This is a genomic window from Hornefia butyriciproducens, assembly GCF_009695915.1.
Lineage (GTDB): Bacteria > Bacillota > Clostridia > Peptostreptococcales > Anaerovoracaceae > Aminicella > Aminicella butyriciproducens.
The window spans coordinates 36,562-50,447 of sequence record NZ_VUMZ01000002.1 but is presented as its reverse complement, the minus strand read 5'-3'; the positions used below and the strand labels follow the sequence as shown (position 1 = coordinate 50,447).

General features: G+C 56.0%; 9 protein-coding genes. 7 read left to right on the top strand and 2 right to left on the bottom strand.

All coding sequences use genetic code 11. The annotated features are described in order from the left end of the window. Positions 1-25: 25 nt before the first annotated feature. Both FYJ64_RS02575 and FYJ64_RS02570 read right to left on the bottom strand, forming a co-directional pair. A complete protein-coding gene (locus FYJ64_RS02575) occupies positions 26-1,237 on the bottom strand; it encodes an ATP-grasp domain-containing protein (RefSeq protein WP_154573697.1) in 1,212 nt (403 codons plus the stop codon). Further along, entirely contained in the window at positions 1,234-2,307 is a 1,074-nt protein-coding gene (locus FYJ64_RS02570; protein ID WP_154573696.1) for a glycosyltransferase, read from the bottom strand. The genes FYJ64_RS02575 and FYJ64_RS02570 overlap by 4 nt, the downstream gene beginning before the upstream one ends. Positions 2,308-2,473: 166 nt before the next feature. Between FYJ64_RS02570 and rffA the strand changes: the two genes are divergently transcribed. The 7 genes from rffA (at position 2,474) to FYJ64_RS02535 (ending at position 13,886) form a co-directional block, all read left to right on the top strand. Further along, entirely contained in the window at positions 2,474-3,610 is a 1,137-nt protein-coding gene (gene rffA / locus FYJ64_RS02565; protein WP_154573695.1) for a dTDP-4-amino-4,6-dideoxygalactose transaminase, read from the top strand. Further along, positions 3,579-6,476: a YfhO family protein gene (locus tag FYJ64_RS02560; RefSeq protein WP_154573694.1), complete on the top strand. Its 2,898-nt coding sequence runs from the start codon at positions 3,579-3,581 to the stop codon at positions 6,474-6,476. The genes rffA and FYJ64_RS02560 overlap by 32 nt, the downstream gene beginning before the upstream one ends. A gap of 121 nt (positions 6,477-6,597) precedes the next feature. Beyond that, the gene (gene rfbA / locus FYJ64_RS02555) at positions 6,598-7,470 is read left to right on the top strand and encodes a glucose-1-phosphate thymidylyltransferase RfbA (protein ID WP_154573693.1); all 873 of its coding nucleotides are present in this window, start codon (positions 6,598-6,600) and stop codon (positions 7,468-7,470) included. A gap of 128 nt (positions 7,471-7,598) precedes the next feature. Then, on the top strand, positions 7,599-8,618 hold the full coding sequence (gene rfbB, locus FYJ64_RS02550; protein WP_154573692.1) for a dTDP-glucose 4,6-dehydratase: 1,020 nt from the start codon (positions 7,599-7,601) through the stop codon (positions 8,616-8,618). Positions 8,619-8,865: 247 nt separating this feature from the next. After that, complete coding sequence (locus tag FYJ64_RS02545; protein WP_154573691.1) at positions 8,866-11,658, top strand: sulfatase-like hydrolase/transferase; 2,793 nt, start codon at positions 8,866-8,868, stop codon at positions 11,656-11,658. Between the two features lie 888 nt (positions 11,659-12,546). Beyond that, positions 12,547-12,741, top strand: coding sequence for a 4Fe-4S dicluster domain-containing protein (locus FYJ64_RS02540; protein WP_075713219.1), 195 nt, complete (start codon positions 12,547-12,549; stop codon positions 12,739-12,741). 2 nt (positions 12,742-12,743) lie between these two features. Then, entirely contained in the window at positions 12,744-13,886 is a 1,143-nt protein-coding gene (locus FYJ64_RS02535; protein ID WP_154573690.1) for a 2-oxoacid:acceptor oxidoreductase subunit alpha, read from the top strand.

Genomic DNA, 13,886 nt, shown 5'->3' with positions numbered 1-13,886 from the left:
TCATGTTTCCATCGAAGCGGTCATTTCACTCCTCCCCGGCTACCCTGATATCGATATGCTCCAGAGCCTGATGGAGTTTCGCCACGGCAGCCTCCAGCGTATCGCCCTTTGTAATCACATGCCCGATGCGGTGAGGTCCCACCCGGAAGGCGTGAACGCTGTCTCCGGGCGCATAATCGAACTGAATCTGTACGATGTCCGGATCTGACGGATCGTTGCGGTTTTCCTGTGACAAAATCACCCCGTCTCTGTCGCTGGTGAGCAGCATGCTGGCGTTCGGCGTCAGCCGCGGTCTGCCGGAATCGTCCTTTGTCGCCCGGAAGTCCACATGCTCTCCCAGCGCGACGCGGAGGATCTTCTCATAGTAATCGAAGCCGTAATAGATGGAAACCAGCTCCGCAAGACAGGTCGCGCCGGAACGCCCGCCCAGCTCCAGCACATAGGTTTTGCCGTCACGCATGATGAAGTCGGCGTTGATGGCACAGTTGTCCAGCTTCATGGCTGCGATGGCCTTCTCCAGCTGCTCCCGGACGTCCGGGGCGCATGCGCGGTCTGTTTCAAACGGCGCATAGTGGCCCACCGGCACGCCGGTGTCTCCTCTGAACACGTAGTCGCCGTGAGGAAGAATGAACTCCACCTTTCCGTCCTGTACAAAGGCCTGTGCACCGAACTCATCTCCTTCAATGAATTCCTCTGCGATGAAATAATCGGACCGGGTATTTTCCAGCGCGTTATGCCGGGCCTCCCGGAAATCCGCCGGCGAGTCCACCCGTGTGATTCCCCGGCTGCCGGAAGAATCCACCGACTTGAAAATCAGAGGAAACTCCAGTCCCTCCAGCAGTTCCTCATAATCCTCCCGCGCGAAGGGAATCTTGCGGAACCGGGCGGTCCGCACTCCATATTCCTCATAGCGGGACTTCATGGCCAGTTTGTTGGATGCGATTTCCGCGGCCTCTGCGGAAAGCCCCCTCAGCCCCAGCGCGTCGCATACCCGGCCGATGGTGATCACCGCCACGTCAGTTCCGGCAGTGACGATGCCGTCAACATTCTCTTCCCGGGCAATCTTCAGAATCGCCTCGTGATCCACTGTGTTCTCATAGCAGACCTTGTCCGCCAGCGGAAATCCGGGGTAGTTTCCGGGTATGCTGGCCACGATGGTGTACAGGCCCATGCGCTTTGCCGCGCGGATCAGAGGAACCTGATAGATCCCCGCTCCCAGAATCAGTATCTTCTTCATTTCCGTCCGTCCTTTCCCGCGGGCGCCACGGCGGCCGCACCGTCTGTGACCTCCGCGCCGCCGTCATCTGTGTGATTCGTGCTGCCGTCAGCCGCGCGCTCTGCGGCGGCCGCACCGCCTATGTCATGCTTTATCGCAGCGACCTCTCCGCCTGTATAGATATTCCGCACCACGAACTGCGGATTGTTGCTCATTGTCAGGAACATCCTGCCGATGTACTCACCGATAAGTCCCAGGAACATCATGATCACGCCGGAGAAAAAGAATATGGCGCACATCATGGACGACCAGCCCACGGCAGTAGACGGGAGCATCAGTTTGCGGATGAACACGACGATCGCCCCGATGAGACCTGCCGCCGCGATTACCGCGCCGAACCGTGTGGCAATCCGCAGCGGTACGATGCTGTAGCCCATGATGTTGGACCAGAGCCCCAGAAGCTTTTTCAGCGTGTAGCCGGACGTGCCGTAGGCGCGGTCGAAGTGCTTGATCGGCACACAGGAGATATTCCGCGTGGTCCGCAGGAACAGCCCCTGAAGATGAGTGTACCGGCTTTTGTACTGGATGATATAGTCCCGGACGAATCCGCGGATAATCCAGAAGCTGGAGGTCTTCATGTCCTTCGGCTTGCCGATCAGAACCCGCACCGACATATAGTTTACCCAACTGCCGAAGTTCCTGAAGCCGGAGTGTTTCTTCTCCGGGTAGTAGCCGTATACGATATCGAAGCCTTTGTCAAACTCCTCGAACAGAATCGGAAGCTGTGAGGGATGGGTCTGCATGTCGTCGTCCATCCCGATGAGCACGTCGCCCTCCGCGTAATTCAGCCCCGCCATAATCGCGTTATGCTGTCCACTGTTCATGGCGAGCTCCACTACCTTCACAAAGTCGTAGTCATCCGCCAGCGCCCGCAGCTCGCAGACGGTCTCTCCCCCGTCCGGAGAATAGTCGTCCACAAGGACGAACTCAAAGGGCGTCCGCCCGATTTCCGTCATCTTCTCTGCAGTCAGTTCCACCACCTGACGGATGGTGTGGGACGATTTATAGCATGGGATTACAATCGAATACATACCTTCATTCCTTACCGCGGCCCGCGGCCGCCTTAGATTTCATACCATCAATTATACACGAAAATAACAGAAATTCAATGATTTTGCCCTCTGCTTATGGTATAATGGACATGATCTCTGTGCAGATCGCATCACTGAAACAAAGGACATTCCAAAGGACATTTTTATGCATATTAAATTCAACGTACCACCATATACCGGCAGAGAGAAGGAAGCCATCTGCCGGGCCATCGACAGCGGAAAAATCTGCGGCGACGGCGAATTCACGAGGAAATGCAGCGACTGGCTGAAGGAGCAGACCGGATCTCCCGGCGTTCTCCTGACCACCTCCTGCTCCTCCGCCCTCGAGATGTCGGCTCTTCTGGCGGACATTCAGCCGGGAGATGAAGTTATTCTCCCCTCCTATACCTTTGTATCCACCGCCAACGCCTTTGTTCTCCGGGGAGCACGCCTGGTGTTCGTGGACATCCGGCCCGACACGATGAACATCGACGAGACGCTGATTGAGGACGCGATCACGGAGAAGACCCGCGCCATCGTTCCGGTTCATTACGCCGGCGTAGGGTGCGAGATGGACGTCATCATGGACATCGCCCGCCGACACAGCCTGAAGGTGGTGGAAGACGCGGCTCAGGGCGTCATGGCCTTCTACCGGGGCAGGGCGCTTGGAACCATCGGAGACTACGGCTGTTTCAGCTTCCATGAAACCAAGAATTACAGCATGGGCGAGGGCGGCGCGATTCTGATCCGCGACAAGAAGGATCTGGAGCGGGCGGAAATCGTCCGGGAGAAGGGCACCGACCGCAGCCGTTTCCTGCGGGGCCAGGTGGACAAATACTCCTGGGTGGACGTGGGTTCCTCCTATCTTCCCAGCGAGCTGAACGCGGCCTATCTGTATCCGCAGCTTCTGCTGGCGGAGGAAATCAACTGTGACCGTCTGACGAGCTGGAATCGCTATTACACGATGCTCAAACCCCTTGAGGACAGCGGCCGCATACGGCTTCCGTACATTCCGGACGAGTGCCGGCACAACGCCCATATGTTCTATCTGAAAACCGCGGATCTGGAGGAGCGCACGGCGCTGATCCGGTATCTGGGAGAGCGGGGGATCTCCGCGGTGTTCCACTACGTACCCCTGCATTCCGCCCGGGCGGGCCGGAAATTCGGCCGGTTCCACGGCGAGGACCGATATACCACAAAGGAAAGTCAGCGGCTCGTAAGACTGCCGATGTATTACGGACTGAGCGAAGAGAACATTGAGGTAGTGACGGATGCAATCAGAAGCTTTTATCAATCCCGATAACACGGCGGAAAACCGTTCTGCCTTCAGGAAGCAGTTTCTCCTCTACACCCTGCTGTTCATCATCACGGCGCTGGGGGTCTACCTCTGCTTCCTGTATTTTCATGTAACCTTCCTGCGGACCAACCACGGGAACTTCGACGGTATCGCCCAGACCTACCCGGCCTACGCCAGCATCCGGGAATACTTCGCCGCCCTGTTCTCCGGAAACGGAAAGGGGTTCTGGTCCTGGAGCCTGGGCCTGGGTGACGATTACTTTGAACTGCTGAAAAGCAAGCTGGCCAACCCGCTGACCTGGCTGATCGTAGCCGTGCCGGAGAAATATCTGGACGTGGCCTACGACCTGGTCACGGTCTTCCGCCAGTACCTTGCCGGCGTCACCTTCCTTTTCTTCGCCCGGGAGGTCTCTCTGAACGGGAGCCAGCGGGTCGCCGGAGCTCTCTGCTATACCTTCTCGGGCTGGATGGTCGTAGCCGCGGGCGCACAGGGCGCTTTCCTGAACGCGGCAGTCGTACTTCCCCTCCTGATCATGGGCGCGGAACGGCTCCTGAAGGGGAAATCCCCTCTCCTGTTCATCCTTTCCGTCTTTCTGTTTTTTGTATCCGGCGTGACGTGGACCTACGTAGGAGGCGTCACCGCCGTCCTGTATTTTGTGCTCCGCTACTTTCATTACAACAAAGGAAAGAGCCCCGGCGCATTCCTGCGCGCTGCCGGCTATTACTGTATCTGCGGCGTCGCAGGGATATTAATATCCTCCGTCTTCGCCTTCTCCATGGTGCTGTCGCTGTCCGACGCAACCACGAGCGCCGCCTACGAGCCTCATACCGTCATGTACACGCTGAAGGCTTACCTGAACTGGCTGCTGTCGTTCACGTCCATCGCCAGAACCAGCACCTACTACACCTACCTGTATATGCCGATTCTGTGTGTGATGGTTCTGCCCCTCGCGGTAAAGAACATCCGCCGGGGAAGCACCGCCGCCGTCATGGCCGGGATCCTCTTCATCGCGGCGTTCTTCCCGGTGACCGGAAAATTCTTCAACGGCTTCAGCTACAGCGTGGGGCGCTGGTTCTTCGTGCTGGTGTTCTTCCTGGTCTGGGCCGCCGTCGAAACTCTCGGGCAGGAGGAGTTCACCTCTAAACGGGGACTCCGCCTCATGGCTCTCTGGCTGGCTCTTCTCGGTGTCTGGAACATCGGCGTCTGCTATCTGTGGCTGAAAATCGCGGCACTGAACGACGCCTGCGCCACCGCGGTCAGCCTTCTGTTCGGATTCCTGATTCTCCTCTGCCTCTGGCTCTGGAAGCACACGGACTTTCTGCGCCGGCTCACAGAACGCCGCAGAAAACAGCTGCTGGGTACCGCTGTTATCCTGCTGACTATGATCAGCGTCATGGGTGCGGAGAATTTCAATGTCTTCCCCTGGTTCAGCAATTCGCTGTACCATTACGCCAGGGTGGGCGGCATCCGCGAAAACTTCGCTCAGTCCACCCAGAGGGCCGCTCAGACGCTGCAGCAGCAGGACTCTTCCTTCTTCCGCACCGACCAGGTGGACGGCAACAACGACACTCGTGTGGCACGGGTTCAGGCCAACGAGAATCTGTATTTCGGGAACCGTTCTGTCTATATGTACTTCTCGACCATCAGCCGCAGGTGGCTCCTGTTTAACAAAGCCATGGGCAACAATGCCGGGTATTTCGACCGGACCACCAGCTTCTCCAACGACAACCGGGCTGCTCTGGATCTGCTGACGGGCGTGAAATACTTTCTCGGAGACAGCAGCACCAAGCGCCCGGGAGCTTCGGACTACGCCCCCTTCGGCTTCACCTATGACCGCACGGTCGATGGAGTACAGGTCCTGAAAAACCGGTACTCCATCGGTCTCGGAACCACCTTCTCCGGCTACATCACTGAGTCGGAACTGATGAAGTATCCGCCCCTTGTGCGGGAACAGGTTCTGCTGCAGGCCGCGGTCGTTCCCAACGAATCTGTCTCACAGGTCCGAGGACTGACTCATCTGAAGGCCTCCGACATCAAAACGTCCATCCGCTCCCTGAACTACCGGATCCGGGACCAGAAGAGCCTGATTGTCCGCAAGTCCTCCATGACGGTGAAGGGCCGCGGCGGCAGCTTCACCATCGACGTTCCCCGGAGCGCGGACGCCGCGAACTGCCAGCTGGTTCTGTCCTTCCGGGGACTGACACGCCGGACCAATACCTATGAGGAACGGGAACGACTGGCCGGACGCTCCGGCAGCGCCGTCACCCTTACCGACAAAATCAACCGGGCATCCTTTGTCGATGACGAAGCCTTCACCATCTACGCCTCCAGAGGCCTCGTGGAGAAGGACGCTATGTGCCGGAAGGGGAAGAATCAGGCTCTGACAGACATCGACGATTACAACATCAACCTCGGTTATTATAAAGACGCCTCGGGGCAGATCCGCATCCGCATTGACAATCTTGGGGAATACAGCTTCCGGAGTCTGAAGGTCTACGCCGTTCCGATGGATGTTTATCAGGAAAACGCACCGAAGCTGCAACAGAACCGCTACCGCATCACCGGCTTCACCAATGACCGTGTGAAGGGAACGGTGAATGCGCAGAAGGACTCCGTCCTCTTCCTGTCCATTCTGGACAATCCGGGCTGGAAGGTCCGTATCGACGGAAAACCGGTATCGAAAATCCGGGACACCGACCTGGCCTTCACCGGAGTGCGGGTAAGCGCCGGAAAGCACGCCGTGGAGCTGCAGTACATTCCGGTGGTGCTCCGTCCCGCCGGACTGTTGACAATTATCGGCATTCTTGCCATAATCATTATCGAGGTTCTGCGCAGAAGGCGCGGGGCACGGAATAAACAGCCTGCTCATTAAGTCCCTGCCGGACGTAATGAGCGCTGACGGCAGTTTGTCAGCAGCGCCGCGGGAGAGGACACCCCCGCAGGAAACGAACTGCCGCAGAAATATTTTGTCGCAAAGTAAGGAGTTATCATTTATGAAAGGAATCGTTCTAGCCGGCGGAAAGGGCACCCGGCTCTACCCCATGACCCGGGCCGTATCCAAGCAGCTTCTGCCGATTTACGACAAACCACTGATCTATTATCCGATCTCTGTGCTGATGCTGGCGGGAATACGGGACATTCTGATAATCTCGACGCCGGAGGACATCGGCGCTTACGAAGAGCTCCTGGGCGACGGCAGCAGGCTGGGGCTGAATTTCAGCTACCGGATTCAGGAGAAGCCCCGGGGGCTGGCTGACGCTTTCATCATCGGCGCGGACTTTATCGGAAATGACCGCGTATGTCTGGTGCTGGGAGACAACGTCTTCTACGGTCAGGATTTCACCCGGCTTCTGAACATGGCCAAAGAGCATCGTGAGGGTGCCGCAATCTTCGGCTACCCGGTACGGAATCCCCGGGCATTCGGCGTGGTGGAATTCGATGAAAACCATAATGTCATTTCCATCGAGGAAAAGCCGGAAAACCCCAAAAGTAGCTTCGCGGTTCCCGGACTGTATTTCTATGACAATGACGTCGTCCGCATCGCGAAGGAAATCCGCCCCTCGGCGCGGGGCGAACTGGAAATCACTTCCGTCAACAACGCATATCTGGATGCGGGGCGGCTGAAGGTGATACTGATGGGACGGGGCATGGCGTGGCTGGATACCGGCACGCCGGAAGGAATGCTGAAGGCTGCCCAGTTCGTAGAGGCGGTTCAGTCGCGTCAGGGCTTCTACATCTCCTGCCTGGAGGAAATCGCCTGGCGCAGAGGTTTCATCGACGATGCAAAGCTGCGCGCCATCGGAGAAAGCCTGAGCATGACCGATTACGGCCAGTACCTTCTGTCCCTGCCGGATGCGAACGTATAGAGGCGACCGCGAACGTGGAGAGTCGGCTAGCCAGCTGCGAATGCGCAGAGACGCGAGCGAGCACGCAGAAGCGGCGAAAACGCGCAGAGGCCGCCGCGAACATGCCGAACATATTGAAGGAGAGAAGCATGCATATATTAGTGACCGGAGGAGCCGGTTTCATCGGCTCCAATTTTATTTTTTATCTGGCGGATCATCATCCGGACTGGCAGATCACCTGTCTGGACAAGCTCACCTATGCGGGGAACCTTGAAACGCTGGACTCCGTCAGGAACAAAGCCGGATTTGACTTTGTCCGGGGAGACATCGCCGACCGTGATTTTGTAAATGACTTATTCAGTCAGGGGCACTTCGACATGGTCGTCAACTTTGCCGCGGAATCTCACGTGGACCGCTCCATCGAAGACCCCAGCATCTTCCTGAAGACAAATGTCCTGGGTACGCAGGTTCTGATGGACGCCTGCCGCCGGACGGGAATCCGCCGGTTCCACCAGGTGGGTACCGATGAGGTGTACGGCGACCTGCCGCTGGACAGGCCCGATCTGTTCTTCACAGAGACCACGCCGCTGACCGCCTCCAGCCCGTATTCCGCCAGCAAGGCCTCAGCTGATCTTCTGGTCATGGCCTATCACCGGACCTACGGTCTTCCGGTCACCATCAGCCGCTGCTCCAACAACTACGGCCCCTGGCAGTTCCCGGAAAAGCTGATCCCGCTGATGATCATCAACGCCCTCTCTGACAAAGCGCTGCCCGTCTACGGAACCGGGCAGAATGTCCGGGACTGGCTGTATGTGGAGGATCACTGCAAGGCCATTGATCTCATCCTGACAGACGGACAGGACGGTGAAGTCTACAATATCGGCGGCCACAATGAGAAGGCCAATCTAGAGGTGGTGAAAACGATTCTCCGCCAGCTGAACAAATCGGAAAGCCTGATTACCTTCGTCGGCGACCGCAAAGGCCACGATCTGCGCTACGCCATCGATCCTGCTAAAATCAGCCGGGAGCTGGGCTGGCTGCCGGACACCCGATTCGAAGACGGAATTCGTCGCACCATCGACTGGTATATGGAAAACCGCTCCTGGTGGGAACACATCGTCAGCGGCAACTACCGTCAATACTACGAGAAGATGTACCGCAACCGGTGACGGCGGCCGGGCTACGAGGAGGACTCGGCGAACAGCTGGTTCGCGAGCTCAGAGTCCACGGGCGCCGACAAGTCTGCAGCTTCAGGAGAAGCGACATCCAGCGAGTTCGCGAGCGACGGCAGGTTCGCGGCCGGCGGCGAGCGAAGGAGAGGTTCACCGGCGCCGGCAAGTTTGCGAACGGGCTGCGGCCAGCGGCGCGACGACGAACGAATCAACGGGATATAGAAGGGAAGGAAATACTGTTTTTATGAAAGCAATTCTGAAGGAAATCCGTGTCAAAAAAGTCATTTCAATTGTACTGCTGATTTTATGCTGCCTGTTTCTTATCTATGAAATCGACAGCATGCGCTATCCGCTGACATACCTGTATAATGTGCGCTATGACGGAGGGACTTCCCACAAGCTGACGAAGACTCTCCGCACGACTGTCATTGAAGATGGGAAGGAAGTCACACAGCGCGACTACAGCAAGTTGGACAAAATCAGCGGAAACAACGACGACCTCATTTCCTACTACCTTCGCAGACCGCACACCGATTACATCAGACTGAAGGGGTCACAGACCATCCGGCAGACCTTTGTGGCCAGAGATGACAAAATCAAGCGCCTTCAGTTATTCTTTCACAACCCCGGCAGCACCGCTACCGCAGGACGCATCACTGTCTCTGTGCTGGACGGCAGCGGGAACAAAATCTGTTCCTCCTCCCTCTCCGCGGGGCTGACTCTAAACGACACGCTGACGGCCTTCGACTTCACCCAGGACTCCACGGCGGTAAACGCCAACCGCGTGGCAGGCAGCAAGGTCTCCGCTAAAACCTCGGACGGATACACCCTGAAAAAGGGTGAGCGTTATACGATACAGATTAAAGGCGACGGGGTACGGGCTTCCTCCGGCTCTGTTTTCGGAATCTATCTGGCAAGAGGAACCTACTCCGGGGCTGAGCTCACCGTCGACGGAAAGAGCTTCGGTAAGACGCAGCTCCTCTGCGGCGTCAACTACCTGCATTTATCGAAAACACTGCTGTACTTCTTCTTCGGCTGTATGCTCATCGCACTGCTGCTGATTCTACTGCCGCTGAACCATATCAGCGAAGCGCTGCGCCGCCGCGTGAAGAACGAAAAATGGCGAGAGCGCATCGATGTGAACCGGGCCGTCTCCAGGCTAATGTTCGTCATCACGCCCTTCTTCTGCTACTGGCTGGTGCAGAAGTCAGACGGCAAGGGCCTGCGAACCATCTTCCGTCCTAAAAATATCTTCTTTGACTTCGACGGGCTGATGACGATCACGATTTTAATTATGATCATGGCGATTTTCTATCTGATTTTCAACCGGACGCAGATTGCCTCACTGCTGACCACGTTCCTGACCTTTGCCTTCTGCATGGCGAACTATTTCCTGATTCTGTTCCGGAACGACCCGTTAATCGCCACGGATTTCAGTTCCATCGGCACAGCTATGGACGTTGCGGCAAATTATACGATCTCCTTCAGCAAACGATCTCTCTGGCTTATCGTCATGACCCTGGTTTTCCTGGCGCTGGTGCTCTCGCTGAAAAGCGTCCGGGGCCTGCGGATCCGCTACCGGGCCGTGCTTCTGGTGGCCTGCGGGCTCTGGGGCGGCTGGTTCTACGGCGTGGTGCTGAATACCAACTTTCTGAACCATCACGGCGTATTCGTCTCCGGCTTCAATGCGAAAGGCGGTTACCACCGCCACGGATCCGTAGTAGGTTTTGTATACACCGTAAAAAACTCTCGGATAGAGAAACCATCCGGCTACTCTGTGAACAAAGTAAAATCCATCGCATCGAAGTACACCTCTGACACCACGGACGGCTCCGCGACGGTCTCGAAGGAAACGCCTAACATCATCGTCATCATGGACGAGGCCTTTGCTGATTTCAGCCTGGTAGGAAATGTGCAGACCTCAGGCGATTACCTGCCCTTCTACCACAGCCTGAAAAAGAACACCGTCAAGGGCGTCCTGTACCCCTCGATTTTCGGCGGCCGCACAGCCGACACAGAGTTCGAATGCCTGACGGGCAACAGCATGCAGTTCTACCCGCTGAACGCTGTGCCGTATAACACGAATATCCGCAGCAAGATGCCCTCCCTGGCCTACGCTCTTGAAGCTCAGGGGTACCGGGGCAATATCGCCTTCCACCCCGGCGTCCGGACCTCCTACAACCGGAACCGCGTCTACCCGCTGCTGGGATTCGAGAAGTACATCTCTCAGGAGAATCTGAAGGATCCGGAGAAAATCCGGGCCTATATTTCCGATGAGGAAGATTTCCGTCAGATCCGCAGAAACTACGAGGCACACAGAGAAAAGGGAAGTTCTGCTCCGTTCTTCATGTTCAATGTCACCATCCAGAACCACAGCGACTTCAAACTGACCAGCGGCTATGTGGAAAAGGAGGTCACCGTCACCGACGGCAGCCTGGCCGACGAGCAGACCGAGCAATACATCAACCTGGCCAAAAAGACAGACGAGGCCCTGAAGAACCTGATCACCTACTTCCGGAACACCGATGAGCCGACAATGATCGTCCTCTTCGGCGACCACGAACCCCACGTCGGCGCCACCTTCTACGACACCCTGAAGGAACGCATGACCGGGGTCTCCGATGTGGAAAAACAGCTCTGCAAATACAAGGTACCCTTCATGATCTGGACCAACTACGACAGCGACTACGCCTCGAAAATCACCACCTACGCGGCATCAGCTTCAGGTGGGTCCGCAAACGGCGGCACCGATGGACTGCAGATCAGTGCCAACTACATCGGCCCATATATCCTGAAGCTAATCGGTGGAAAAATGACCGGATACGACAAGTATCTGCTCTCTCTGCAGAAAAAGGTTCCCGTCACAAGCGCCGTTGCCTACATGGGCGACAACGGGAAATTCTACTCCGCAACTGCCGGCAGCAAATACCGCAAATACCTGAATCAGTACCACATTCTTCAGTATAACAATACCGTCGATACAAAAAACAGAGTGAACGATTTCTTCTATCTGAAGAAAAAAAGTAAAAAGAAATGATGAAACAGCCAAGGCCCCGTTAGACGAAAACGTCAGCGGGGCCGTTTCAGAACAGAACTCTGGTATTCAAGGCTCAATCCGGTTTTCGGCAGACCCGCACAGATATAGTCGTCTTAACTCAAGGCCTGAACGAACCCGAAATTTAACTCCGGGTCTGAACGAACCCGAACTGTTCACAGTAGCGCCATTTGAGTTAGACGCACTCTGATCTGCCACATTTTTGATTTTTTTCGAGAAATGTGGCAGATTTTAGGGCTTTTTTAGTATGTATAACATATATTACAAAATTAGAGTATTGAAATTACGGCATTCGTACCCGATTTTGCAAAATCCTGCCGTGTAAAACCGGCTAAACATGAACTCACTGTATATTTTTATGCGTTTACTGGCAAAAAATGTAAATCTTACGCGAGGATTCTGCCACATTTTTGGATTTTTTGGCGATTTGTGGCAGATTTTCCAATCAAGGTACTTTTAAGCGCCTTTGCAATCGCCAATTTGCGATATGGCAACTCCCACTGCTCTCATTTAATCACATTTTGTAATTCTTTAACCTCCATACAGGAAACCCATCAGTGATCCCCCGCGCCCCGCTCGCCGACTATCCGCCCCTCGCCGACCTTCTCACCGCCCCGTTTCCGCACATTTCGCCCCTCGCCGACCCTCTCTCTGCCCCTCGCCGACCCTCTCGCCGCCCCTCGCCGACCCTCTCGCCGTACTCATCGACTCGCCCCGCAATCCTCGCAATTTCAACACTTTACCGTTATAAATCGTTTCCGAATGTATAATTGTATTTATAATGTTTTTTCCGCGGGCGGCATCTTCATTTGTGATATATTCAGTACAGAAACCTTATCATTCATCAGAGTTGAAGGAGAAACGAGGAAAATGCTAAAAGGAAAAAAACTATGCACAGAGCCCGAGTGGTGCAAGGGCTGCGGCTACTGTGCGGAGTTCTGTCCCAAGAAAGTGCTGATAATACGGCAGGAAAAAGTTGTCGTCGAAAACCCTGACGACTGCATATGTTGCGGCCTCTGCGAACAGCGGTGTCCGGATTATGCAATCTGGGTAGAGGAGGCGTAGAGATGGCGGAGAAACAGAAACGATTCCAGCTCCTGCAGGGAAACGAGGCCTGCGTTGAGGGTGCTCTGGCCGCCGGAATGCGGTTTTTCGCGGGCTACCCCATAACCCCGTCCACGGAAATCGCAGAGCGCAGCGCAGTACGTCTGCCGCAGGTCGGCGGTAAATTTATGCAGATGGAGGACGAGATTGCCAGCATAGCGGCGGCGCTGGGCGCGTCTGTGGCAGGCACAAAATCCATGACGGCGACCTCTGGTCCGGGATTTTCCCTGAAGCAGGAGAACATCGGCTACGCCACCATCGCGGAAATCCCGATCGTTATCGTCGACGTCATGCGGTCCGGTCCCTCCACCGGCCTTCCCACATCCCCCTCGCAGGGCGACGTGATGCAGGCCAAATGGGGTACCCACGGAGATCATCCCGTCATTGCCATATGCCCGTGCTCCGTCCAGGACACCTTCAACCAGACCGTCCGCGCCTTCAACCTGGCCGAACGGTTCCGCACCCCGGTGATCCTGCTGATGGACGAAATCGTCGGACATATGCGGGAAGGCTGCGAGATCATTCCGCCGGACGAACTGGAAATCCATAACCGGAACACCCACATGATCAACTCTATGCCTTACGCCTTCGGCGAAGGCCAGTACGTTCCGCACATGACCTCCTTCGGAGACGGACACCTTTACAACATCACCGGACTGTTCCATGACGAGGCCGGATTCCCCACCAACGACAATCAGATTGCCGGAGAAGAGAATGACCGCATCATGAAAAAGATCCAGATATACAAATACAGCGGGATCCTCGATTACGAGGAATACCAGATGGAGGACGCCGATATCGGCATCGTCTGCTACGGCGGCACCACACGAGCCGTCCGCGAAGCCGTGGACGAGGCCCGGGACATGGGCTACAACGTCGGAATGTTCCGTCCCGTCACACTCTGGCCCTTCCCGGAATACGAGCTCGTATCAAGAGCCCGTCAGCTGCGCCGTCTCATCGTGGTGGAGCATAATTACGGACAGGTTCTGCTGACCGTAGAGGGAATCATTAAGGGAGATACAAAGGTGGAATTTATCGGCAAGGTCAACGGCACCGCCATCAGCCCCACCGAAATCATCAAAAAAATAGAAGAGGGGGATGAATAA